This window comes from uncultured Azohydromonas sp. (genome assembly GCF_937926365.1).
In the GTDB taxonomy this organism is placed as follows: domain Bacteria; phylum Pseudomonadota; class Gammaproteobacteria; order Burkholderiales; family Burkholderiaceae_C; genus Azohydromonas.
Map to the genome: position 1 here is coordinate 20,917 of NZ_CALAOH010000178.1, position 22,489 is coordinate 43,405.

Sequence of the window (22,489 nt, forward strand, 5' to 3'; positions counted from 1 at the left end):
GCGCCTCACGCCACCACCGGCGACGACGCCGGGCGGGCCGTGGCGGCCTGCGTCTGAGCCTGGGCCTGCACCCGCCGCGCCACGACGGCCACGTTGGTCTGCACGATCTGGCGCGCCAAGCCGGCGTGGATCTTGTCGAGCGTGTCGCCCGCCGTGTGGACGTCGTGGTTGGCGCTGTCGGCGCCCTCGATGGTCAGCAGCGCCGGCAGCCCGGCGTCGATGAAGGGCACGTGGTCGCTGTTGAAGGGATTCAGCGAGGTCTGCACCTGCAGCGCGGTGTGGTCGCGCGCCGCGGCGGCCAGCTCGTCCATCAGCGCCTGCGACACCGCGGCGCCTTCGAGCAGCACGGTGGGCGCGGCGGTGTTGAGCGTGGCGATCATGTCCATGTTGATCACGGCATCCACCCGCGCCCGCTCGGCCGCCGGCAGCGCCGCCACGTACTGCCTGCTGCCGTGCAAGCCCTGCTCCTCGCCACCGAACAGGACGATGCGCAGGTCGTGCGCCGCGGCGGCCGGCCCCAGCACGCGCGCGATCTCCAGCGCGCCGGCCACGCCGCTGGCGTTGTCGTCCGCACCGGGCGCCGCCGCGCCGGCCCCGCCGGAGAGGTTGACCGAGTCCAGGTGCGCCGTGACCAGCACCAGCCGCCGGCCGCTGCCTGTGCCCGCCTTGTCGGCCACGACGTTGAAGCTGCGCTGCGCGCCCACCGCGATGGGCGTCTTCACCGCGGTGAAGCCCCTGCTTTCCAGCTGCGCGCGGCACCAGTCGGCCGCGGCGCTGAAGTCGGCACTGAAGGAATGCCGGGTGCGGAACCCGGTCAGGGCGGAGAGCGTGCGCATCAGCTCCGCCTCCGAGACCTCGGCCACGAACGGCGCCAGCGCCGGATCGGGTTCGCGCCGCTGGCCCGCCTCCAGCGTGCGCAGCACCACCGCGTCCTCGGGCAGCGGGCAGAAGGAGAAGCAGGCGTCCTCGTGCGCCCGCAGCGCGCGGACCTCGGCCGGCGTGAGGTCCACCGCCAGGTAGCGGCCCTTGTTGATCAGGACGCGGGCGGCAGGGAACTCGTCGATGAAGGCGTTGCCCACCTGCACCACGAGATACAGCTTCCCGCGCGCCTGCTGCGGCGGGCCGGCGTGGCGCAGCAGCCCGGCGGGCAGCCCCTCGGCCTCGCCACCGGGGCGCCAGTACAGGGTCTCGTCGTTGAAGCGGCACCAACGGATGCCGCCATCGCTCTCGGCTCGCTTGCGAGCCTGCGCGTCCGCCCCCGCGGGGACGACAGCCAGGGGTGTCATGAGAGGTCCTCCAGACGGTTGAATGAATCGGTCCCGTCCGGGCGAGTGCGCGGGACCCTGCCGGGCAGCGGGGCCCCGCGGACTTCAGGGCGGACGGGCGCCGCGCATCAGACCTGGCGCACCTTGAGCAGCTCCGGCCGGGCCTCGACGACCTCGATCACGCGGCCGTCGCCCAGCTGGTAGCGGTTCATGCCCAGGGCCGTGAGGCCCGAGGTCGCCGAGCGCGGCCGGTCATCCGGGCCAGGCGCGCCCATGGCTACCTGGCCCGGCACGCTGAAGTCCAGCGACTCCCGCCCGCGCCGGCTGGGCGGGAAGGCGAAGTCCTGTGGCCGGTAGACCTGGACGCCGCCGGCCTCGTCCTCCTCGAAGGAGTGCAGCCAGCTGCCGCCCAGGGCCAGGGCGTCACCCATGCCGTTCATGAGCGGTACGCGGCGGAGCCGCCGCCGTATTCATGCTGGAACGGCAGCGGCGTGGGCATCGCCTCCACCGACACGGGCTCCTCGCGCGGTACCCGCCGTGAAGGCTGCCGGAACGCGGTGATGACACCGCCCAGGCCCTCGTAGCCGGTCAGCGACGGGCCCCAAGATGAGCCGTTCCACCACTTGTGATACAGCGCGCTGTCCGTGCCCGTGACGAACACGTCCAGCCGGTTCGCGCCCCAGGCCACCACCGGCGAGGAGCTGGGCCGGATCGACGCGGCCAGGATCGGACTGATGGTGGCCCGCGGCCCGTCCAGGCAGGCCTGCATGCGCGCCACCTGGCCGGCCGAGAACATGAACATCGCCTCGTCGTCGACGTAGTTCATGAACATGTCGCCGTTCGGGCCGTTGTTGCACGAGAAGCGCGGGAAGGTCGGCTTGCCCGTGTTGGCGCCGCCCTGGTTCGGCGTGTCGGCGACGTTGTCGGTGCCGTTGCAGCCGGTGCCGTCGTCACCCCAGATGTGGTTGAGGTTGAGCCAGTGGCCGATCTCGTGCGTGGCGGTGCGTCCAAGGTGGAACGGCGGCGCGGCCGTGCCGGTGGTGCCGAAGGCCGTGTGCGTGATCACCACGCCGTCGGTGGCCGGCGGGCCGCCGGGAAACTGCGCGTAGCCCAGCAGCCCGCCACCGAGCTGGCACACCCACATGTTGAGATAACGGTCGGACGGCCAGGCATCCAGCCCACCGGTGGCCTGCGACTTCACCGCGTCGTTGTGGGAGAACGAGCTCACCGTCGTCTGCCGCCGCCGGATGCCGGTGGTGGGCGCGCCGTCCGGGTCCACCGTGGCGAGGAAGAACTCGATGCGCGCGTCCGTGGCCAGCGGCAGGAACGGCGCCGGCGTGTTGTTCACGTCCGGGTTGGTGCGCCGGAAGTCGCGGTTGAGCACGTCGATCTGGCTGGTGATCTGCGCATCGGAGATGTTTTGCTGCGGGGTGTTCCACACCACGTTCACCACCACCGGGATGCGCGTCACGCCGGGCCGCTGCGCCGCGGCCGAAGGGTCCAGCTCGTACTGGCGCGCCATGTTCTCGATCGCGCTGCGCGCCCGCGCGTACTCCGGCGACGTGGCCAGCAGCCGCCGGTGCACGTCCATCGTGCCGCACCTGCGCGCGCGGCGTGGGGCCGCCGCCGTCCCCGCCGCCACCACCACCGCCGGCGGGGGGCAGGTCACCGTCGCCGTTCATGCTGCCGCTGGGCATGCCGCTGCCGTCGTCCTCGCCTTCCGCCTCGGCGCCCATCGAGCCGCCGGGCATCTGGTCGCGCCGCGAGCCGCGGCTGCGCGGCATGACACGCGGGCCGCCCTGGGACAACACTTCCGTGATGCCCGGCATGTCGTCGTTGCGCGTCGAATCGTCGCCCTGGGTGGCATCGGCCTGCATCTCGTCGCAGCCGCAACCATTGCTCGAACCCATCATCGACGCGTCCTTGGCCTTCTTCCCTCGCATGGCGTCCTCCTTCCGGACATCAACTACATGAAGCTGGCGCCCGTGCTTGGCAGGCTGACAGCCACCAAGCAGCCAGGGTATGGCCGGCCGGCCGGCCGGCCGCGCGACGAAGTGACGATGGGCACTGGAAAATGCGGCCCGAGCGGAGCATGGTCGCGACCATGGCCGGGGGGCGCAAAAGGGGTTGGGAGTCCAGGCCCATGCCGGCATCAGGGAATGCGCGTTGCCAGCTGGAGAGCGAATTCCCATCGCAGGTCCGCCCACGCGGTCCGGCCACGGGACCCGTCGCCCTGAAGTCGGAGGAAGCACGCTTGGGAGCCGTCACCACCATGTTGTTCATGCTGCTGGCCGTCGCCGCCAGCAGCTTTGCCGCGCGCGCCACCGGCTGGCCGGCGCCGCTGGTACAGATCGCCCTGGGCGCGGCCGTGGGCTTCTCGCCGCTGCCCTCGGTCGTGCTCGACCCCGAGGTCTTTTTCCTGCTGTTCCTGCCGCCATTGCTGTTCCTGGACGGCTGGCGCATCCCTAAAGATGAACTGTTCCGCGACGCCGCCACGGTGCTGAGGCTGGCGCTGGGGCTGGTGCTGTTCACGGTGCTGGGCATGGGGCTGTTCATCCACTGGCTGGTGCCCGCGATGCCGCTGCCGGTGGCCTTCGCGCTGGCCGCGGTGATCTCGCCGACCGACCCGATCGCGGTCTCATCGGTCGCGTCGCGCACCCCGATTCCGAAGCGGGTGATGCACGTGCTCGAAGGCGAGGCGCTGCTGAACGACGCCTCGGGCCTGGTCTGCATGCGCTTTGCCGTGGCCGCGGCGCTGACGGGCGCGTTCTCGCTGCCGCAGGCGCTGCTGAGCTTCCTGTGGCTGGGCCTGGGCGGAGCCGCCATCGGCACGGCCCTGGCGTGGCTGGTGTCCAGCGCCCAGCGGTGGTCGATCGGCCGGTTCGGCGACGCCGGCGGCAACGAGATCCTGGTCACGCTGCTGCTGCCCTTTGGCGCCTACCTGCTGGCCGAGCACGCGCACTGCTCGGGCGTCCTGGCCGCCGCCGCGGCGGGCATCACGATGAGCTTCACCGGCGACGAGCACTGGCACGGCCGTAACCGCATCCAGCGCACCGCAGTGTGGGACACGGTGCAGGCCATGGCCAACGGCAGCATCTTCGTGCTGCTGGGCGAGCAGCTGCCGGCCATCGTCTCGGCGGCCGGTGAGTCGGTGACGAGCGCCGAGCACCAGTCGCCGGCGTGGCTGGCGGTCTACGTGGTGGCGATCGTGGCCGGCCTGGCCGCGCTGCGCTTTGCCTGGGTCTGGGTCTCGCTCAGGACCCAGGCCTGGCACGCGCAGCGCCGTGGAGAGCCGGGGCCGATGGTCAATTGGCGGCTGGTGATGGTGGTGTCGCTCGCGGGCGTGCGTGGCGCCGTCACCCTGGCCGGCGTGCTGACGCTGCCCCTGGCCCTGTCCGACGGCACGCCGTTTCCGGCCCGCGACCTGGCGATCTCGCTGGCCGCCGGGGTGATCCTGCTGTCGTTGCTGGTGGCGACCTTCTCGCTGCCGCACCTGCTGCGGGGGCTGCAACTGCCGGCCGAGCCCTCGGAGCGCGTGGCCGAGGACGAGGTACGCAGGGTGGCGGCGCAAGCCGCCATCCGCGCGCTGGAGTCGGCACGGCAGGACATGGCCGCCGGCGTGCCGGACCCCAGCCTCTGCACCGAGGCCGCGGCCCGCCTGGAAATGACCTACCGGCTGCGCATCGACAAGCTCGCCAGCGCCCCGGACGACGCCGAAGCGCTTGCCAGTGCAGACAGGATCGAGCGGCAGCTGCGGCTCGTGGCGCTGCGCGCCGAGCGCGACGCCATCATTCGCCACGGCCGCGAGCTGGGGCTGGCGGAGCTGGCGCAGCAAAGGCTGCTGCGCGAGATCGACCTGGTGGAGGCGCGGTACGGCGCGTGAGGCCCGCGCGGCGGGGATGCCGGGCGGGCGCTCTCGTCAGCGAATGCGCGAGAGGTCGTGCCGGCGCTCGACCGAGTCGTCCACCAGTGGTTGCCCATGCAGCTTGGCCAGCGTGATGGCCAGCGTCGCGCCGAGGCCCTCGACGCTGGCCTGCTGCTTGGCGTTGAGCATGCTGCCGTCCGGCGCGAAGGCCTCGTGCGCCTTGGGCACCGCGATCTGGTCCGGCAGCACGATCGAGCCGATGCTGGAGAGGATGGTGCGCAGGTGCGGCAAGGCCCGCAGCCCGCCGAAGCCGCCCGGCGAGGCGCTCATCAGCACGACCACCTTGTTCTTGTAGGGCGCCAGGCCGTCCTGGCCGTTGACGGGGCGGGACACCCAGTCGATGACGTTCTTCAGCAACGGCGCGATGGAGCCGTTGTACTCGGGCGAGGCGATGAGGAAACCCTGGTGGCCGAGCATCAGCTCCCGCAGCCGCAGGGCGTTTTCCGGGATCCCTTGGCCGGCTTCGAGGTCGCCGTCGTAGATGGGTATGGGGAAGTCGCCGAGGTCCACCTGCGTCACCTCGGCGCCGGCGCGGCGCGCCCCCAGGGCGGCCACCGACAGCACCATCTTGTTGAGCGACTGGCTGCGGGCGCTGCCCGCGAAGGCGAGGATCCTGGGCTTCTGGTCCATGGGAAGCGCCGCCACCTGTTCGACTGCCGATGCGGGTGTCATGACACTGTGGCGGGCTGCTGCACGCCCATCTGCTGCTTTTTCGGAATCGCGGTTGCCGCCGCACCCAGTTGCCGGTACGGGCCGAAGCGCTGCCGCACCGCCTGCTGGCCGGGCAGCGGCAGTTGCACGGCGTTGGCGCCGGCGCTGCCTTGATCGGGCATGGTGTTCTCCTCGTGAAGTCCGGCCGGGCGAGACACACGCCCGGTAAGTACCGGCGGCAAGCGCCGTACCACGCGGCCTTTCCCGGCACCACCCATCGGGCAAAGTCGGGCTGTTCGATGGGGCGGCGCTGGCGCCGCTGCCGCGGGAGGTGTCCGCGGGGTCGGGCCTGCTGTCCTTGCTGACCTCTGCGTGGCCCCGGGTGAGGTTTCGCCAGTGGACGGCGTGGAAAAGGTTGCCCGCCCCGCGGACGGGCCGGGCTTCCAACACGGGCCCTCCCGAGGCAGGGCCGGCGGCGCCGCTGCCCGGCGAGGGTGGCGCGTCACGACAGTGGAGCAATGGAGCTGCCTGCTCCCGAAGGCCGGCGGTGGCACGGACCGGCCGCGCCCGTACGGACACCCTCGATTGAAATTTGCTCAATCCAGCCCTACGGTCACGGCCATGGACCGACTCCCCCCGCTCAACGCCGTGCGCGCATTCGAGGCCGCCGCACGCCACATGAGCATCACGCTGGCCGCCGAGGAGCTGCACGTGACGCCCGGCGCCGTCAGCCGCCAGATCAAGACGCTGGAAGACACCCTGGGCGTGCAGCTGTTCACCCGCGGCCATCGTGAAATCTCGCTGACGCGCCAGGGCCAGGACTACCACCGCGCGGCGACGCGGGCGATCGAGGTGCTGCGCGAGGCCACGCGCAAACTCCAGCGCAGGCGCCAGCGCAAGCAGCTCAAGATCCGCGCCTACACCACCTTCGCCATGCGCTGGCTGATCCCGCGGCTCTCGGGCTTCCATGCCGCGCATCCGGACATCGAGGTGCTGCTCAAGGCTTCGCTCGAGCCGGTGGACTTCCGCAAGGAGAACATCGACGGCGCGATCCGCCTGGGCGACGGCCACTGGCCCGGCAGCCAGACCTACCGCCTGGTGGACAACGTGCTGGTGCCCGTGGCCAGCCCGGCGCTGCTCAAGTCGGGCCCCAGGCTCAAGCGTCCGGCCGACCTGGCGCACCACGCGCTGCTGCACAGCATCGCCCGGCCCGACGACTGGGGCTACTGGCTGGAGGCGGCCGGTGCGGGCGAGCAGGTCGATGCCCGCGCCGGCATGACCTACGAAAGCTCCGCCATGAGCTACGCCGCGGCCGTCGAGGGCCAGGGCGTGGCCATCGCGCAGCGCTTCCTGGTGGAGAAGGATTTGCAGGAAGGCCGCCTCGTCATGCCCTTCAAGAAGGTCGTGGACATGGGCGACTACACCTATTACCTGCTCACGCCCGCGCACCGCGAGGAGACGGCCAGCATGCGCACGTTCCGGTTGTGGCTGCTGGAGCAGTTCAAGGTGGCGTGAGCGCGTCGCCCGCCGCCGCGCCCGCGCAGTGCACCGCGCGGGACGCCTGCAGCGCCGCGATGTCGTCGTCGCTGAATCCGCACTCCCGCAGCACCTGCCGCGTGTGCTGCCCGCACGCGGGCGCGGCCCGATGCGCACGCGCATTGGCCTGCGCGCTGTTGACCGGAAAACCGGGCATGCGCACGGTGCCGTGCCGGGCATGCGGCACCTCGGCCAGCATGCCGTTGGCCACCACCTGGGGGTGGGCCACCACGTCCTCGTAGGTCGCCACGCGCGCGCACAGGATGTCGGCCACGCCCAGCCGCGCCAGCCACTCGTCGGTGCCGCGGGTCCTGAACACCTCGGTCAGCAGCGGCACCAGGGCCCGCCGGTTGGCCACACGCTGCGGCGAGGTGGCGAAGCGCGCATCGCCGGCCAGGTGCGGCAGGCCCAGCAGCTCGCACAGCCGGGCCCAGCGCTCGGGCATGTAGGCCGCCACCATCACCCAGCCATCGCGGGTCTGGAAGGCCTGGTTCGGCGCCGAGTACGGCGCGGCGCTGCCCACGCGCTCCGGCAGCACGCCGTCCGCCAGCCAGCTCGTGAGCGAGGACTGCTGCAGCGCCAGCGCCGAGTTCAGCAGGTTCACGTCCAGGTGGCCGCCCTGCCCGTCGCGCGTGCGCTGCGCCAGCTTGGCCAGCACGGCCATGGCCGCGACATAGCCCGTCATCACGTCCACCACGGGCGCCTGCACCTTGCACGGCTCGGCGCCTTCCAGCCCGATCAGGCCCATCAGCCCGGAATCGGCCTGGATGATGCCGTCCACGCCCGCGTTGCCGGCACAAGGACCGGACTGCCCGTAGGCGGAGATGGAGCAGTAGACCAGGCGCGGGTGCGCCTGCATCAGCGCCTCGGCGCCCAGCCCCAGGCGCGCCATCACGCCGGGGCGCATGCTCTCCACCATGACATCCGCCCCGGCGATGAGCCGCCGCGCCACTGCCAGGCCCTGCGCGCTCTTCAGGTCGAGCGACACGCCCAGCTTGTTGCGGTTGAAACCGTGGAACAGTGCGGCGTCCTCGCCGATCCAGCCCGGCCCCAGGCCGCGGCCCAGTTCGCCGCCCGGGGGCTCGATCTTGACCACCCGCGCGCCCATGTCGGCCAGCAGCATGGTGCAGGTGGGGCCGGCGCCGATCTGCGTGAAGTCGATGACGGTCAGCCCGTCCAGCGCGTTGCGCAGCATGTTCACTCTCCCGAAGCGTTGACGGCCCGTGGCGCGCGGCGCCTCACGGCGCCACCTTGATGTGGTTGTCGGTGATGACGCGCTCCCAGCGCTTGAGCTCGCTGGCCATGTAGGCCTTGAGCTCGGCGGGCGACGAGGTCTGCTTCTCGAAGCCCTGCTGCGCGAGCTGCTTGGCCACGGCCGGGTCGTTCAGCGCCTGGACCATCACCTCGTTGAGCCGGGCGACCACCTCCGGCGGCGTCCTGGCCGGCGCCAGCAGGCTGTACCAGAGGCTGGCGTCGTAGTTCTTCAGGCCGGCATCGCCGAAGGTGGGCAGCTCCGGCGCCAGCGGCGTGCGCTTCTGGCCCGCGATGCCCAGCGCGCGCACCTTGCCGCCCTGGATGTGCGGCGCCACGGAGGCGTAGGTGGCGAACGAGACCTGCACCTGCCCGGCGATCAGGTCCGTGACCGACAGGCCCGTGCCACGGTAGGGCACGTGCAGCATCTCGGTCTTGTTGAGCTTGGCGAACACCTCGCCGGCCAGGTGCTGCGGCGTGCCGTTGCCCGGGCTGCTGTAGCTCAGCTTGCCGGGGTTGGCGCGGGAGTAGGCGATGAACTCCTGCAGCGTCTTGTAAGGCTCGCCGGGATGGCTCACCAGCACGATGGGCACCGAGGCCATGAGGCCCACGGGCTCGAAATCGCGCTCGATGCGAAACGGCACCTTGATGCCCAGGAAGGGATTCATCGTCACCTGGCTGGAGGCGATGACCAGGGTGTGGCCGTCGGCCTCGGCGCGCGCCACCAGCTCCGCGCCCAGGTTGCCGCCGGCACCGGGCTTGTTCTCGATCACGATGGTCTGCCCCAGCAGCTGGCCCATCTTCGGCGCCACGGCACGCGCCAGGATGTCGTTGCCCCCGCCTGGCGAGAAGGGCACGACCAGGGTGATCGGCTTGTGCTTGGGAAAGGCCGCCTGCCCCAGGGCCGGCAGGGCGAGCGCGGCGGCGGCGCAGGCCACGGCAGCGGCGACCACGGTGCGGCGACGGGTTTGGATGTCCATGCTTGTCTCCTTCATGTCGTTGGGTTTCAGCGGCCGGTGTAGAGCGGCGGCCGCTTCTCGGCAAAGGCCCTGCGGCCTTCGAGCCGGTCCGCCGTGTCGCGCAGCACGCCCCAGGTCAGCTCGGTGAGCTGCTGCGCATCGGCGTCGCTGAGGTGCGGCGTCTGGCGCGACAGGCGCTTGATGGCCTGTACCGCCAGCGGTGCGTTGGCGGCAATGGCTTGCGCCAGCGCCAGGGCGCGATCGCGCAGCGCCCCGGGTTGCACCACCTCGCTGACCAGGCCGATGCGCCACGCCTCCTCCGCGCCGATGCGCTCGCCCGTGAGCGCCATCTGCAGCGCATGCGCCGCAGGGACGGCGCGCAGCAGGCGGTGCAGGCCGGACACGGCCGGAATGGACCCCACCCTGGCCTCCGGCAGCCCGAAGCTGGCGTCGCTGGAGGCCAGGCGCAGGTCGCACTGCAGCGCGATCTCCAGCCCCGCTCCCAGGCAGTGGCCGTTCACGGCGGCGATCACCGGTTTCCACAGGCCCAGGTCCGCCAGGTCCATGAGCCGGATGTACAGGCCCAGGTCCGCGGCGCGCTCCGAGTTCTGGAACAGCGCTTCCGGGTAGGTGGCGGGCGAGGACGACGTGCCCTTGAGGTCCGCCCCGGCGCAGAAGGCTTTATGGCCCTCCCCCGTGAGCACGGCCACGCGCAGGTCGTCGCGGTCGCGCACCTCCGCCAGGTGCGCGCGCAGCTCGCGCAGCGCTTCGACGCTCAGGGCATTCAGCGCCTCGGGCCGGGCGATGCCCAACACCGCCACGGGGCCGATGGTCTCGAATCGAACGTTCATGCCGGCTCCCATCACACGCTGGGCGAGGACAGGCTGCGGCCGCCGCACACGTACAGCGTCTGGCCCGTGACGTAGGACGCGGCCGGGTCCAGGAAGAAGGCCACGGCGTTGGCGATGTCCTGCGCCGTGCCGATGCGCTGCACCGGCACCGAGGCCTGCAGCCGCGACTGCACCTCCGGCGCGAAGTTGCGGAACAGCGGCGTGTCCACGATGCCCGGCGCCACCGCGTTCACCGTGACGCCCTTGGCCGCGAACTCGATGGCCAGCGAGCGCGTGAGGCTGACCACGCCGCCCTTGGCCGCCGAGTAGTTGGCCTGCCCGAAGCCGCCCAGCCAGGCGCGCGAGGAGATGTTGACGATGCGCCCGAAACCGCGCTCCACCATGCCCGGCAGCACGGCGCGGCAGCACAGGAACTGCGAGCGCAGGTTGGTGTCGATCACCAGGTCCCAGTCCTCGTCGCGCATCTTCAGCAAGCGCATGTCGCGCACCGCGCCGGCGTTGTTGACCAGGTGGTCGATGCGCCCGGCCTGGGCGATGACCTCGGCCATGGCGGCGTTGACCGCGGCCGAGTCGGTCAGGTCCGCCGTGGCGCCCAGAACCTTCAAATCCTGCGCGGCGAGCGAGGCGACCGCTTCCTCCAGCGCCGCGGTGTCCCGGTCCAGCAGCGCGACGGTCAGCCCGTCCTGCGCCAGGCGCTGCGCGATGCCCAGGCCGATGCCGCGGGCGGCACCGGTGACGACGGCCACCTGGCCGGCTTCGAATCGGGTGCTGCCCATGTTCAGACTCCCAGCAGATGCACGGAGGACGCGGCGTGGTCCACGCCGGCGATGCCGCCGCCGGTGCACTGCGTCAGGCCGATCCTGGCGCCCGGCACCTGCCGCGCACCGGCACGCCCCTGCAGCTGCCACAGGATTTCCACCATCTGCGCCACGCCCGTGGCCCCCAGCGGATGCCCCTTGGCCAGCAGCCCGCCGCTGGGGTTCACCGGCACCCGGCCGCCCAGCGCCGTGGCGCCGGAGTGCAGCAGCGCCACTGCGTCGCCGTGCCGGGCCAGCCCCAGGGCCTCGTAGTACAGCAGCTCGGCGATGGTGAAGGCGTCGTGCAGCTCCACCACGTTCACGTCGCCGGGGCTCACGCCGGCCTGCTCGTAGGCCTGGCGCGCGGCGCGGGCGGTGATCTCGGCGTCCAGGATGTCGTCGCGCGCCTCCTCGCGCAGGCCCGACACCACGGCCGAGGACAACACCTTCACCGCCTTGCGCGCGCCGCGGCGGCGCGTGCCCAGCACCACCGCCGCGGCGCCGTCCACCTGCGAGGGGCAGCACTGCAGCAGCGTCAGCGGGTCGGCGATCATGCGCGAGGCCAGCACCTCCTCCAGCGTGGTTTCGCTGCGCTGCTGGGCATACTCGTTGAGCGCGCCGTGGCGGCGGTTCTTCACCGCGACGGCGGCGAGGTCCGCGGGCGTGGTGCCGCGCTCGTGCAGGAAGCGCGTGCCGCGCATGGCGTACACGGCGGGCAGCACCATGCCGGCCTTGGCGTAAAGCTCGGTCTTGTGGTCGTTGCGCTGCAGCGGGATGGTGCCGCCGCCCAGCGCGGTGAGCTGCTCGATGCCCAGCACCAGCACGGTGTCATACTGTTGCGCGAGCAACGCATGGCGCGCCAGGTGCACGCCGGTGGCGCCGCTGGCGCAGGCGTTCTCGACGTTGTAGACCGGGATGCCCTTGAACCCCAGGTCGCGCACGATCAGCTGGCCCAGGATCATGCCGCCCAGCACGTTGGCGCAGTACACGGCCTGGATCTCGCCGCGGGCCACGCCCGCGTCGTCCAGCGCCTTCAGGATGGCCTGCTGCGCCAGCTCGGGCGCCAGCACGCCGGGATGCTTGCCGAAGCGCGTCATCGCGCCGCCGTGGATGTAGATGTCCTGCATGTTGGTTTCCTTGCGTCTTGGTCCAGGCCTCAGGCCAACACGGCTTCGAACACGTAGCCGAAGCGTTCATCCGGCCTGGCGGCGTAGCGGTCGCCGATGGCCGGGCGCGGCTGGCCGCACAGGCGGCCGAAAAGCCGCACCGGGCCTGGCAGATCCACGTAGCCCAGCGCGTAAGGCGCCTCGCCGCTCTTGGGGCTCGGGTGGATGACGGTGAAGCTGTAGACCTCGCCCACGCCGGCCAGCGGCACGATCTCGTGTCGTTGTGCCAGCGGCGAATCGGCACTCAGCGCAGGAAACACCAGCTCGCCGGAATCGAGGTCACGGGAAGCCAGCAACGCGGGCTCGGGCGCGTTGCGCCACAGGGGATAAGAGGGCTCGGACACGTTGTCTCCTTGAGAGATCGGAACTTGCTGCGACTGCAGTGCTGCAAGTTTTCGTGCACGAGAGGGGCGCCGACAAACGAGATTTGCGGCGTGCTTGCTTGAGAAAATTGCAAGCGAAGAGAAGCGTTGGTGCTTCGCTCAGCGGCTGCTGGCCGCCGCCTGCAGCCGCTCCGCCACGAAGTCGATGAACAGCCGGGCCCGCGGCGGCAGGTGCGCGCGCTGCGCGTAGTAGACGTACAGCCCGAAGCGCTCGGTGGTGTGGCGCGCCAGCAGCCGCACCAGCCGGCCCTGCGTCACCAGCGGCGCGGCCAGGTAGCTGGGCAGTTGCCCGATGCCGATGCCGGCCAGCACGGCGGCCACTTCGGCGTCCACGTCGTTGGTCTCGAACTGCGCGGGCAGCTCGGTGTGGACGGTGCCGCCGGCCTCCTGGTACTCCCAGGGCGCGCGCTTGCCGGTGCTGACGTAACGAAAACCCGTGCAGCGGTGGCGGGCCAGGTCTTCCCAGGTGCGCGGGCGCCCGTGGCGCTCGACGTAGGCCGGTGCGGCGCAAATCCAGTGCTGGATGTCCATCAGGCGCCGCACCACCACGTTGCGCTCCACGCCGGCGCCCATGCGAAAGCCCACGTCGATCTGCGCGGCGGTGATGTCGGTGTGGCGGTCCTCCAACTCCAGGTCCACGCGCAGCGCCGGGTGCTGCTCCATGAAGGGAGCGATCAGAGGCAGCACCAGGTGCTGGCCCACCGAGCGCGGCGCCGTCACGCGCAGCGTGCCGCCAACCTCGCCGCGCGCCGAGCGCGTGCCCTCCATGGCGCTGCGGATCACGGACAGCGCCGGCGTGACCTGGGCCAGCAGCCGCGCGCCCTCCTCGGTGAGCTGCAGCTGGCGCGTCGTGCGGTGCAGCAGCCGCACCCCGAGCCGGCTTTCCAGTGCCGCCACGAGCTTGCTGGTGGCCTGCGGCGCCACGCCCAGCTCAACGGCCGCGCGCCTGAAGCTGCCCAGCTCCACCACGCGGGCAAAGGTCGAGAGCGCCTTCAGGTCATCCATGGCATTGGCAACTTTGGGTTGTTGATCAGTTGCCGATTGTTGATCTAGTGGGAACCAGTGTGGTTGCCTAGATTTGCGTCCGTGCACTTCAACCAACGCACACCCCTCACGAAAGGAAACGCCATGTCCACCTCGCCCAACAAGGTCTGGTTCATCACCGGTGCATCGCGCGGCTTCGGCCTGCAAGTGGCGCGCGACGCGCTGCGGCGCGGCGACGCCGTGGTCGCCACCGCCCGCAAGCCCGAGGCCGTCACGGCCGCGCTGGGCGAGCACGAGCGGCTGCTGGCCGTGGCGCTGGACGTCACCGACGAGGCGCAGGCCGTGGCCGCAGCGGAAGCGGCGGTGGCACGGTTCGGGCGCATCGACGTACTGCTCAACAACGCCGGCTACGGCCTGCTGGGAGCCGTCGAGGAATCCAGCGCGCAGGAAGTCGAGCGCCTGTTCGCCACCAACGTGTTCGGGCTGCTGAACGTGACGCGCGCGGTGCTGCCGCACATGCGCCGCGCGGGCCGGGGGCACGTCATCAACATCTCTTCCATCGGCGGCTACGGCGCCTACATGGGCTGGGGCGTGTACGGCGCCACCAAGTTCGCCGTGGAGGGGCTGACCGAAGCGCTGGCCCAGGAGCTGGCGCCGCTGGGCCTGCATGCCACGGTGGTGGAGCCAGGTTTCTTCCGCACCGGCTTCCTGGACGACGCCTCGCTGGTGCGCACGCGGCGCGAGATCGGCGACTACGCCGCCACCGTCGGCAGCATGCGCGGCGCCATGGCCTCGGCGAACCACCAGCAGCCGGGCGATCCGAAGAAGCTGTCGTTGGCCCTGCTCGGGCTGGCCGACGCCAGTGAACCGCCGGTGCGGCTGCCCCTGGGCTCGGACACCGTGGCACGCATCGGCGAGAAACACCGCCTCGTCGAGGCCGAGCTGCAGGCGTGGCGGGACGTGGCGCTTTCGACCGACCACGACGACGTGGCGCGCTGATGGGGCGCGAAACCGCTACGCCCGTGGTGTGCCGGCTGTGACCGCTGTCAGCCTTCCGCCACTTCAACAAAGGGCAGCGTCACGCTGAAGGTGCTGCCCTGCCCCAGCGCGCTCTGAAGCGCAAGCTGCCCACCCATCATGCAAACCAGGTGCCGCACGATGGACAGCCCCAGCCCCGTGCCGCCGAAGCGCCGCGTGGTCGAGGAATCAGCCTGGGTGAAGGCGTCGAAGATGTGGGCCTGCGCCTCTGGGGTGATGCCGATGCCGGTATCCACGACGTCGAAGCGCAAGCTCACCTGGCGGCCATCGCGCCCGTTGAGCCGCGCGCTCAAGGTGACGGTGCCGGCCGGCGTGAACTTCACGGCGTTGCCGGCCAGGTTGATGAGGATCTGCTTGAGCCGCAAGGGATCGCCCATCACGCGCGCGGGCAGCTCGGGGGCGACGTCGAGCCGCAGCGCCAGGCCCTTGGCATCCGCCTGAGGCTGCACCAACGCGCGCACCGCATCGAGCACCTGCGCGGGAGCGAACAGAAGGGTTTCGAGCTGCATCTCGCCCGCCTCGATGCGCGAGAGGTCCAGCACGTCGTTGGTCAGCGCCAGCAGTTGCTCGCTGGCTTGGTGGATGTGTTTGACGAAGCGGAACACGTCCTGCGGAAGCTCCCGCTGTATGAGCAACTCGCTCAGCCCGATCACGGCGTTGAGCGGGGTGCGGATCTCGTGGCTCATGTTGGCCAGGAAGGTGCTCTTGGCCCGGTTGGCGGACTCCGCCTCGGTCACCCGGGCGGCCAGCTCGGCATTGAGCCGCGTGCGCTCGGCCAGCAGCCGTTCGCGGTCCACGCCGATGCGCGCACGCTCCTCGGAGATGGCGCGCTGGCGCTGCGTCGAGCGGTGGATCGCCACCGCCGCCACGCCGACCACCACCAGTACCGTCGCACCCAGCCCGGAGACCAGCATCACGTACCGGTACCAGCCGGCCAGGTAATCGGCCGTGGCCAGTCCCACGAGCACGTAAAAGGGGTAGCCCTGCAGCCGGCGGTAGGCGTTGATGCGCTCGATGCCGTCCAGCGCCGTCGGCGCGATGTAGTCCCCCTCATCGGGCGACACCTTCAGCGCGTCCAGCAACTGCTGGGACACCTGGCGGCTGCCGATGGCGTCCATCGCCGGCGGATGGCGCTGCACCAGCGCCAGATCCGCCGTACGCAGCGTGGCCGCGCCGTGGGGGCCCAGGGCCGTGGCCGACAACATCTTCCCGAAGGAGGACACCGGCAAATGGGCCGATACCAGCCCGGCAAAGCTGCCATCCGGCGCTTCCAGGCGCCGAGCCAGGACGATGGCCGGCTGCTGCCCTTGCCAGATCTCCACGGGGCCGGCCACCAGCAGCTGCGGCGGCTCGTCACGGGCCTGCTGCAACAGGTCGCGGTCGGCAAGCCAATCCGGCCGCCCCATGCCCAGCCCGCTGCTGAAGCGCACCACGCCGTCGGCGCTGGCCAGCTGCAGTCCCTCCATCTCCTTCACCATGGACTCTTCGCGCGCCAGGAAGCGGCTGAACTTCTGAACGTCAAGGGACCCGCTGGCTACCTGCTCGCGGTACTGCAAGGCCACGGACTGCAGCACGATGTCCGCCTTGTCGAAGACGGCATCGAAATGCCCATCCAACAGGCTCGCGACGTTGCGGGCGCCTATGAGCGCGCGCTCGCGGTAGCGCTGCTCCTCGTGCCCCAGCGCCACCAGCACCAGGGCCGCCACCAGCACCGCGATGACGACCGTGAACAGCACATACGGCAGCCAGGAAGAGGAGGCCGACCGGCCATTGGCAGGCAGCCGGCTGGCGCCAACGGCGCCTGGACTCGGCGGCGGCGAGTGTTCCGTGACGTCGGGATTCGGCAATGGGGGCATCAGCAGTCTGCAGGCGCGGCCAACGCGCAGGAAATAAGCCAATTTGCACCGCCAACGCAAGGCAGTCGGCTTCAACACGCTGCGGAGCCTTGTGATCGCTGCCGCCGGAACTCCGGCCGCAGCGGTCTGTCGAGGGCGTCAGCCTAGCAGGCAGGAGAAAGAATTTGTTGCGACGCAGCAAAAATGCTTGGAACCCGCTCTGCCATCCCTATACTGGTTCATGCTGCAGTGCAGCAAAAAGATTTGCCGTCCCGCTGTCCAACTCTTCCACAGGAGCCTGAGATGCAGACCGCTGAACAACTGATCGCTACCCAGAGGGCCCATGCCGAGACGGCCTTCGCGCTGGCCAACATGGCTTTTGACGGCGCGGAGAAGGTCGTCAAGTTGAACCTCCAGACCGCCAAGTCGGCACTGGACGAAGCCGCAGCCCGGGCCCAGGCCGTGCTGTCGGTACAGGATGCGCAGGCGCTCCTGGCCATCCAGAGCGAGCTGCTGCAGCCGCTGGCCGAGAAGACTGCGGCTTACGGCCGTCAGGTGTACGAGATCGCTTCGGCCACCAACGCCGACGTGAGCAAGGTTCTCGAAGCTCAATTGGCCGATTTGCAGCAGCGCTTCCTGGCTGCCGTGGACACCGCCTTCCAGAACGCACCGGCGGGCAGCGAGAACGCCGTGGCCCTGGTGAAGGCCAACCTTGCCGCGGCCAGCAGTGCCTACGAAAGCCTGCACAAGGTGGCCACGCAGGCTGTGGAAGCTGCCCGGGGCGACTCCGGCACCGCGAACGCCAAGGCCGCGGACGATGCACAGGAGCAGCCCGCCTGAGCCAACCCGCCCGCAGCCGGCGCCACGCGGGCTGCTGGGCGCGGCGATCGGGTCGGACCTCGGTCGCCGTCGTTAGAAGAAATCTCCGCGATACCGCGGTCCAGTACACCTTCCGCCCGGCGTCCGCCGGGCATTCTTTTGGCCGCGAGGGTACTGCCGCGGCGGCATTCAAGGCTGCGGTCCAAGGGACCGCGCTTCAAGAACGTCTGCGGGCGGGCACGTTAATGCCCATCGAGGCCACGGCTCGGAGCATCCTATGCGTCGAGAGCTCAGCCCTGAGCGGCACCGAGGACCTGCGACGCCATGAAGCCCGACCTGATCGTGATTGCCAATGCCAGCGAAGCGCGACTGCTGAGCCGTGAGGGCGCGACCGCTGCCCTGGTGATGGTGGACAGCGTGCACCGCCCCGAGCGCGGCGCCGCGGCGGGTACGCCCATACGCGTGCAGCAGGAGCCTGGCGAGCCGCTCGACCCTCGGCGCCGGCGGATGCGGGAATTCGCGATGGTCGTCGCCCAGCGTATCGAGGACGAGCTGGCCGACGGCCACTACGCCGCGCCGGCGCTGTTCGCCGCCTGCCCCTTCCTGGGCGAACTCATGCGCCAACTCCCGCGGCGGACGAAGGAAGCGATGCGCACGGTGATCGACGCCGACATCTCGGACCTCGACGAGGCCGAGGCGGCGCAGCGCATCGAGTTGGAGCTGCGCGCCGCGGCGCAGGACACCGGACGTGGCGGGAAAAGCCGGCGATGGCGCGCCGGATAAGGCGGCACGAAACTGGAGCGCCCTGCCCGCCCGGGCCGGGTCGCTGCAACAGGCTCGGCGCGAGAGCATCACTTTGATACGCCTTGGTACGCGCGGACGTGTATGAACGTTCCCATGAGCAGGCCCACGACTCCGCGCGGCGCTGAATCTTCAACGGCTCGCAACCGCAACTGCGCTACCCGTGGCGAGCGCGTCCGGCAACGGCGCCGCTGCGGCAGGGGGGGTCCCTGCCGCAGCCGGGAATGTCATGCCTGTCAGGTACGAGGCGGCCTGCATGCCGGCTCGGGGCAGGAAGCGATCCCTGCGCACTGGTGCGCAGGCTTTTGAAATCAGACCGATATGACACAGGTTGCACAGGCCATGACCCGCGGAGTGCGCACACTTGCGCCGGACGACACGCTGACCAAGGCGGCCAAGCTCATGGAGGAGATTGACAGCGGCGTCGTCCCCGTCTGCGATGGACAGCATCTGATCGGGTTGGTGACCGACCGGGACATCGTGGTGCGCGCCATCGCCCATGGGCGCTCGGCGGACACCACGATGCTGCGCGAGGTGATGAGCCCCAACCCGTACTGGTGCTATGACGACCAGCCGTTGGACGAAGTCCTCGACCAGATGCGCGACGCCCAGGTGAGACGCATGCCGGTGCTGGACCGCAACAAGCAATTGGTGGGCATCCTGACGCTGGGCGACGTGGCGGTACGGGCCCAGGACATCGTGGCTGCCGGCTCCGCTCTGGAGGAGATTTCCGAGCCCGTGGTCCAGCACCTGGCCGGCCGGCCCTGACCGAGGCGGACTGAAGCTTCGACGAGCCAAAAGCGAAACAGGTTCGCGCCAGCTACGTCGCCCCCTTGGGCTTGTCACCCGGGGGCGTTATCCCTCTGACGCACGATGGCCCCCCAGTGGCAGGGAGTTCACCGCGGCGGCCAAGGACAGCGTACGGCCGGACTTCACCATGTGTGCGAAGTCGCCGGCAGGCACCGGTTTGCTGAACAGGTACCCCTGCAACTCGTCGCATTGCTGCTGCCTGAGGTACTGTGCCTGCGCCTCGGTTTCCACGCCTTCGGCAACCACGCGCAGGTCCAGGTTGTGGGCCAGGCCGATCACGGCCTTGCAGATGGCGGCATCGTCGGGGTCGGTGGTGATGTCGTTGACGAACGAACGGTCGATCTTCAGGTAATCGAGCGGAAAACGCTTGAGGTAGCTCAGCGAGGAGTAGCCCGTGCCGAAGTCGTCGAGCGAGACGCCGACGCCCAGCGCCTTGAGCCTGCCCACCGTGGCGGCGGCGGTTTCGACATCGTGCATCACCGCGCTTTCCGTGATCTCCAGCCCCAGCATCCGGGGCGCCAAGGCGTTGGCCTGCAGCGCCTGCTCGACCTGGCGGAGCAGGCTGGACTGGTGAAACTGGCGAGCCGAGAGGTTGACGGCCACGGGTGGCACATGCAGACCATCGTCGAGCCAAGCGCGCAGTTGCCGGCACACCTCTGCCAGCACCCAGTCGCCCAGGGGCTCGATGAGGCCGGTGTCCTCGGCCAACGGGATGAAATGTGCTGGCGACACCATGCCGCGCTGCGGATGGCACCATCGCACCAGGGCCTCGGCACCGGTCAGCTCGCCGGTGTGCAGACTGACCTTCGGCTGGTAATGCACCAGCAGCTCACCGCGATCGATCGCACGGCGCAGGTCCGATTCCATAGCCAGCCTCGCCGCGACATGCACGTTCATCTCGGGCGCAAAGAAGCGGTATCGGTTGCCCCCTTGGGACTTGGCATGCTGCATGGCGGTGCTCGCATGGCGCCGCACGAGCGCGATGTCGTCGCTGTCGTCAGGGAACAGGCTGATACCGACCGATGCCGAGGGCCGGATCTCCAGGCCGTCGAGATTCTGGGGCCGGCTCATCGCCGCGATGAGCTTGGAGACGATGTCCGCGACATCCGAGGCGCTGTGCACGTCCTTGAGCAGCACGGCGAATTCGTCCCCACCCAGCCGCGCGACCGTGTCGGCTTCACGCACCGAGGCACCGAGGGCCTGGGCCACGGTGCACAGCAATTGGTCTCCGGCACCCTGCCCTAGTGCGTCGTTGACCAACTTGAAGCGGTCCAGGTTGACGTGCAGCAGGGCGAGCTTGCTGCCGTGGCGTCGCGCATCGGCCACCGACTGGTGCAGCCGCGCCTCCAGCGTGAAACGGTTGGCCAGTCCCGTGAGCTGATCGAAGGCAGCGTGGCGTGCGAGCTCGCGCTCGAAGTGCTTGCGCTCCTCGGTTTCGCGCAGACTCGCGATGCCAAAAGCCAGATCTTCAGCCAATTCCTGCAGGACCTTGATTTCCTGGTTGTCGAAGGCATCGACCTCGGCCGCGTAGATGCACAAGGCCCCCAGTACCTCACCCTTGGCCAGCAGAGGCAGCGCGATGCACGAAGCCAGGCCACGGGCCAGTGCCGCGTCGCGCCAGGGTGCCAGCGCGGGTTCCGCCACGATGTCCCTGACGACCACGGCTCGCGACTGGCGCACCGCCATGCCACCAACGCCCTGCCGCCCGGTGTCGTCACCCCAGCTCAGGTTCAGGCCGTTGACGTAGGCACCATCGACGCCGGCATGCGCTACCGGCTTGAGGCTGTGCCCGGCATCGGCGCATGCCCGGCCCACCCAGGCCAGACGGTAGCCGCCGATGTCCACCACGTGCTGGCAGATATCCTGTACCAGCGCGGCCTCGCTGCTGGCCCGCACCAGGGTGGCGTTGGCTTGCGACAGCACGCGCAAGGCCCGGTTGAGGCGCCGCAGCTCCTGGGCCTGAGCGAGGTCGCTGGCCTGGCCTTCTTGCAGTGCGTCGGCCATGCGGTTCAACGAGGCGGCAAGGCTTCCAAACTCCGTGCCCTCGGCCACCTCCAGCCGTGCCGTGAAATCACTTCCGGCCACCCTGCTCGCAAATGCCATGCAAGCGCGCAGCGTCTGGTCGATGTCGCGGCGGGCGGTTTCGGCCACCTCGCGCGCGGCCTGGAGCTGCAGCAGCGCCACACGGCGCCGCCGCAGCAGTCGGTGTATCCATAGCATCAGCGCCGCGATCAGCCCATCCGTCACCAGCACGCCGGCGCCGACGAAGCGCGCCATCTCGTGCCAGTTGCGCAACATGAGGTTTTCCGTCGCCGTGATGAGCACCGCCAGCGGGAAGCCGGCCACGGCATGCGCGGCCGCCATGCGCGGCGGTGCGTCCGCAGGGTTTGCGACCCGGGGCACGGTGGTGTACACGGTCGCGCTGGAGCGGCCCTGGGACAAGGCTCCGGCCAGTGAGCGCATCACGGGCGCGTCACGGTAGGAACGGCTCAGCGCCTGGGGCTGCGCCGGGTATCGCACCAGCGGCGTGCCGTCACGGCGCAGCAACACGATGACGCTGTCTCTATCGCTGTCGCTGAAATTGATCGAGCGGTAGAACTGCTCGAAGTAGGCCAAATCGATGCCGGCCACGGCCAAGCCGGTCCACTGGCCGGAAGGCAGGTGCAGCTTGCGCGAGACGAAGACGGTCCACTGCCCGGTAACCCGGTTCCTTGCCGGCGTGGAGACGTAGACATCCAACGCCGGGTCCGCCACATGGGCCTGGAAGTAGTCCCGGTCAGTCAGGTCGAGCTCGACCGGCGGGAAGCTCCGGCTGCCGTTGAGGGGCCGTCCGTCGAGTGCCACGATGGCCACGCCGTCGAGCACTTCCACCTCGGCCACACGTTCGCGCAGGAAGGCGTGAGTGGCCCGCGCGCCCAGGGCCAGCGATAGCGGCTGACCACTGTCCGAGACACCGGTTTCGAGCCGGTCCACGACGCGCCTGAGCACGAAGTCAACCGTGTGCAGCGTCTGTCCCGCATGCTCGGCCGCCGTGGCGGAGAAGTTGGCCAGGTACAGCCGCCAAGTCTCCAGGCTCTCTTGACGCGCCCGCCACAGCATCAAAGCCGCCGAGGCCGTGAGCAACAGGATCACGATGGCACCCGCGAGCAACACCCCAGTCTCGCGCAGGGACGGACTGGCCGTGAGCGTGGCAACGTCACGCGATTGGCAATCGATGGGCATCGGAAGGTCAGCAGTGGACGAACGACAAGCGCGGAGTACCCGAGTCCTATCGTGCCACGCGCCAATCAGGGTCGGGACTGCTCGCCACGGCCGTTCACACAACTAAATCTGACCCTACCGGGCCGGCGGCTCTCCGAGGGGGCTGCAACAAGTCATGCCTTTGAGACCGGGGCGGCACGCCAACTAAATCTGGCCC

The 22,489-nt window shown here is 70.2% G+C and carries 21 protein-coding genes; 7 read left to right on the forward strand and 14 right to left on the reverse strand.

Annotated features, from left to right (window positions below):
- Positions 1-5: 5 nt before the first annotated feature.
- The 3 genes from Q0741_RS19110 to Q0741_RS19120 all read right to left on the reverse strand — a co-directional run bounded on the left by Q0741_RS19110 (position 6) and on the right by Q0741_RS19120 (position 2,934).
- On the reverse strand, positions 6-1,286 hold the full coding sequence (locus Q0741_RS19110; protein ID WP_298234781.1) for a M28 family metallopeptidase: 1,281 nt from the start codon (positions 1,284-1,286) through the stop codon (positions 6-8).
- 107 nt (positions 1,287-1,393) lie between these two features.
- Positions 1,394-1,696 carry a hypothetical protein gene (locus Q0741_RS19115; RefSeq protein ID WP_298234782.1) on the reverse strand — a complete coding sequence of 101 codons (303 nt, stop codon included), beginning with the start codon at positions 1,694-1,696 and terminating at the stop codon, positions 1,394-1,396.
- Positions 1,697-1,701: 5 nt separating this feature from the next.
- On the reverse strand, positions 1,702-2,934 hold the full coding sequence (locus tag Q0741_RS19120) for a M43 family zinc metalloprotease (RefSeq protein WP_298234783.1): 1,233 nt from the start codon (positions 2,932-2,934) through the stop codon (positions 1,702-1,704).
- 11 nt (positions 2,935-2,945) lie between these two features.
- Here Q0741_RS19120 and Q0741_RS19125 point away from each other — a divergent pair, with 11 nt between their 5' ends.
- Together Q0741_RS19125 and Q0741_RS19130 are read left to right on the forward strand one after the other, a co-directional pair.
- Positions 2,946-3,239: a hypothetical protein gene (locus Q0741_RS19125; RefSeq protein WP_298234784.1), complete on the forward strand. Its 294-nt coding sequence runs from the start codon at positions 2,946-2,948 to the stop codon at positions 3,237-3,239.
- A 280-nt stretch (positions 3,240-3,519) separates the two neighbouring features.
- On the forward strand, positions 3,520-5,148 hold the full coding sequence (locus Q0741_RS19130) for a Na+/H+ antiporter (RefSeq protein WP_298234785.1): 1,629 nt from the start codon (positions 3,520-3,522) through the stop codon (positions 5,146-5,148).
- A gap of 36 nt (positions 5,149-5,184) precedes the next feature.
- Here Q0741_RS19130 and Q0741_RS19135 read toward each other — a convergent pair whose 3' ends face one another.
- Both Q0741_RS19135 and Q0741_RS19140 read right to left on the reverse strand, forming a co-directional pair.
- Positions 5,185-5,820 (reverse strand): NADPH-dependent FMN reductase, encoded by a 636-nt coding sequence (locus Q0741_RS19135; RefSeq protein ID WP_298234786.1) that lies wholly within the window; start codon positions 5,818-5,820, stop codon positions 5,185-5,187.
- Between the two features lie 38 nt (positions 5,821-5,858).
- Entirely contained in the window at positions 5,859-6,023 is a 165-nt protein-coding gene (locus Q0741_RS19140) for a hypothetical protein (RefSeq protein ID WP_298234787.1), read from the reverse strand.
- Between the two features lie 439 nt (positions 6,024-6,462).
- Here Q0741_RS19140 and gcvA point away from each other — a divergent pair, with 439 nt between their 5' ends.
- Complete coding sequence (gene gcvA, locus Q0741_RS19145) at positions 6,463-7,356, forward strand: transcriptional regulator GcvA (protein WP_298234788.1); 894 nt, start codon at positions 6,463-6,465, stop codon at positions 7,354-7,356.
- Here the strand turns inward: gcvA and Q0741_RS19150 are convergent.
- From Q0741_RS19150 to Q0741_RS19180, 7 genes are all read right to left on the reverse strand, one after another.
- Positions 7,343-8,572 carry a CoA transferase gene (locus Q0741_RS19150; protein WP_298234789.1) on the reverse strand — a complete coding sequence of 410 codons (1,230 nt, stop codon included), beginning with the start codon at positions 8,570-8,572 and terminating at the stop codon, positions 7,343-7,345. The two genes, gcvA and Q0741_RS19150, sit on opposite strands and share 14 nt — an antisense overlap.
- A 43-nt stretch (positions 8,573-8,615) precedes the next feature.
- The gene (locus Q0741_RS19155) at positions 8,616-9,608 is read right to left on the reverse strand and encodes a tripartite tricarboxylate transporter substrate binding protein (protein WP_298234790.1); all 993 of its coding nucleotides are present in this window, start codon (positions 9,606-9,608) and stop codon (positions 8,616-8,618) included.
- A 26-nt stretch (positions 9,609-9,634) separates the two neighbouring features.
- A complete protein-coding gene (locus Q0741_RS19160; RefSeq protein ID WP_298234791.1) occupies positions 9,635-10,438 on the reverse strand; it encodes an enoyl-CoA hydratase/isomerase family protein in 804 nt (267 codons plus the stop codon).
- An 11-nt stretch (positions 10,439-10,449) separates the two neighbouring features.
- Positions 10,450-11,214: an SDR family NAD(P)-dependent oxidoreductase gene (locus Q0741_RS19165; RefSeq protein WP_298234792.1), complete on the reverse strand. Its 765-nt coding sequence runs from the start codon at positions 11,212-11,214 to the stop codon at positions 10,450-10,452.
- 2 nt (positions 11,215-11,216) lie between these two features.
- Positions 11,217-12,362, reverse strand: a complete 1,146-nt coding sequence (locus tag Q0741_RS19170; RefSeq protein ID WP_298234793.1) for a thiolase family protein — start codon at positions 12,360-12,362, stop codon at positions 11,217-11,219.
- Positions 12,363-12,391: 29 nt separating this feature from the next.
- Positions 12,392-12,745 carry an OB-fold domain-containing protein gene (locus tag Q0741_RS19175; protein ID WP_298234794.1) on the reverse strand — a complete coding sequence of 118 codons (354 nt, stop codon included), beginning with the start codon at positions 12,743-12,745 and terminating at the stop codon, positions 12,392-12,394.
- Positions 12,746-12,883: 138 nt separating this feature from the next.
- A complete protein-coding gene (locus tag Q0741_RS19180) occupies positions 12,884-13,789 on the reverse strand; it encodes a LysR family transcriptional regulator (RefSeq protein WP_298234795.1) in 906 nt (301 codons plus the stop codon).
- Between the two features lie 123 nt (positions 13,790-13,912).
- On the opposite strand from Q0741_RS19180, the gene Q0741_RS19185 reads away from it, so the two are divergent.
- Positions 13,913-14,767: an oxidoreductase gene (locus Q0741_RS19185; RefSeq protein ID WP_298234796.1), complete on the forward strand. Its 855-nt coding sequence runs from the start codon at positions 13,913-13,915 to the stop codon at positions 14,765-14,767.
- 47 nt (positions 14,768-14,814) lie between these two features.
- Here Q0741_RS19185 and Q0741_RS19190 read toward each other — a convergent pair whose 3' ends face one another.
- Positions 14,815-16,542: a hybrid sensor histidine kinase/response regulator gene (locus Q0741_RS19190; RefSeq protein WP_298234797.1), complete on the reverse strand. Its 1,728-nt coding sequence runs from the start codon at positions 16,540-16,542 to the stop codon at positions 14,815-14,817.
- A gap of 402 nt (positions 16,543-16,944) precedes the next feature.
- Here Q0741_RS19190 and Q0741_RS19195 point away from each other — a divergent pair, with 402 nt between their 5' ends.
- The 3 genes from Q0741_RS19195 to Q0741_RS19205 all read left to right on the forward strand — a co-directional run bounded on the left by Q0741_RS19195 (position 16,945) and on the right by Q0741_RS19205 (position 19,029).
- Complete coding sequence (locus Q0741_RS19195) at positions 16,945-17,481, forward strand: phasin family protein (protein ID WP_298234798.1); 537 nt, start codon at positions 16,945-16,947, stop codon at positions 17,479-17,481.
- 303 nt (positions 17,482-17,784) lie between these two features.
- Entirely contained in the window at positions 17,785-18,243 is a 459-nt protein-coding gene (locus tag Q0741_RS19200; protein ID WP_298234799.1) for a host attachment protein, read from the forward strand.
- 360 nt (positions 18,244-18,603) lie between these two features.
- Positions 18,604-19,029, forward strand: coding sequence for a CBS domain-containing protein (locus tag Q0741_RS19205; protein WP_298234800.1), 426 nt, complete (start codon positions 18,604-18,606; stop codon positions 19,027-19,029).
- 87 nt (positions 19,030-19,116) lie between these two features.
- On the opposite strand, the gene Q0741_RS19210 is transcribed toward Q0741_RS19205, so the two are convergent.
- The gene (locus Q0741_RS19210; protein WP_298234801.1) at positions 19,117-22,293 is read right to left on the reverse strand and encodes an EAL domain-containing protein; all 3,177 of its coding nucleotides are present in this window, start codon (positions 22,291-22,293) and stop codon (positions 19,117-19,119) included.
- Between the last annotated feature and the right edge of the window lie 196 nt (positions 22,294-22,489).

What these genes read in the sequence shown, in the direction of transcription:
- Q0741_RS19110 (WP_298234781.1), bottom strand. Translation starts at nt 1,286, where the DNA reads ATGACACCCCTGGCTGTCGTCCCCGCGGGGGCGGACGCGCAGGCTCGC.
- Q0741_RS19115 (WP_298234782.1), bottom strand. Translation starts at nt 1,696, where the DNA reads ATGGGTGACGCCCTGGCCCTGGGCGGCAGCTGGCTGCACTCCTTCGAG.
- Q0741_RS19125 (WP_298234784.1), top strand. Translation starts at nt 2,946, where the DNA reads ATGCTGCCGCTGGGCATGCCGCTGCCGTCGTCCTCGCCTTCCGCCTCG.
- Q0741_RS19135 (WP_298234786.1), bottom strand. Translation starts at nt 5,820, where the DNA reads ATGGACCAGAAGCCCAGGATCCTCGCCTTCGCGGGCAGCGCCCGCAGC.
- Q0741_RS19140 (WP_298234787.1), bottom strand. Translation starts at nt 6,023, where the DNA reads ATGCCCGATCAAGGCAGCGCCGGCGCCAACGCCGTGCAACTGCCGCTG.
- gcvA (WP_298234788.1), top strand. Translation starts at nt 6,463, where the DNA reads ATGGACCGACTCCCCCCGCTCAACGCCGTGCGCGCATTCGAGGCCGCC.
- Q0741_RS19150 (WP_298234789.1), bottom strand. Translation starts at nt 8,572, where the DNA reads ATGCTGCGCAACGCGCTGGACGGGCTGACCGTCATCGACTTCACGCAG.
- Q0741_RS19155 (WP_298234790.1), bottom strand. Translation starts at nt 9,608, where the DNA reads ATGGACATCCAAACCCGTCGCCGCACCGTGGTCGCCGCTGCCGTGGCC.
- Q0741_RS19160 (WP_298234791.1), bottom strand. Translation starts at nt 10,438, where the DNA reads ATGAACGTTCGATTCGAGACCATCGGCCCCGTGGCGGTGTTGGGCATC.
- Q0741_RS19165 (WP_298234792.1), bottom strand. Translation starts at nt 11,214, where the DNA reads ATGGGCAGCACCCGATTCGAAGCCGGCCAGGTGGCCGTCGTCACCGGT.
- Q0741_RS19170 (WP_298234793.1), bottom strand. Translation starts at nt 12,362, where the DNA reads ATGCAGGACATCTACATCCACGGCGGCGCGATGACGCGCTTCGGCAAG.
- Q0741_RS19180 (WP_298234795.1), bottom strand. Translation starts at nt 13,789, where the DNA reads ATGGATGACCTGAAGGCGCTCTCGACCTTTGCCCGCGTGGTGGAGCTG.
- Q0741_RS19185 (WP_298234796.1), top strand. Translation starts at nt 13,913, where the DNA reads ATGTCCACCTCGCCCAACAAGGTCTGGTTCATCACCGGTGCATCGCGC.
- Q0741_RS19195 (WP_298234798.1), top strand. Translation starts at nt 16,945, where the DNA reads ATGCAGACCGCTGAACAACTGATCGCTACCCAGAGGGCCCATGCCGAG.
- Q0741_RS19200 (WP_298234799.1), top strand. Translation starts at nt 17,785, where the DNA reads ATGAAGCCCGACCTGATCGTGATTGCCAATGCCAGCGAAGCGCGACTG.
- Q0741_RS19205 (WP_298234800.1), top strand. Translation starts at nt 18,604, where the DNA reads ATGACCCGCGGAGTGCGCACACTTGCGCCGGACGACACGCTGACCAAG.
- Q0741_RS19210 (WP_298234801.1), bottom strand. Translation starts at nt 22,293, where the DNA reads ATGCCCATCGATTGCCAATCGCGTGACGTTGCCACGCTCACGGCCAGT.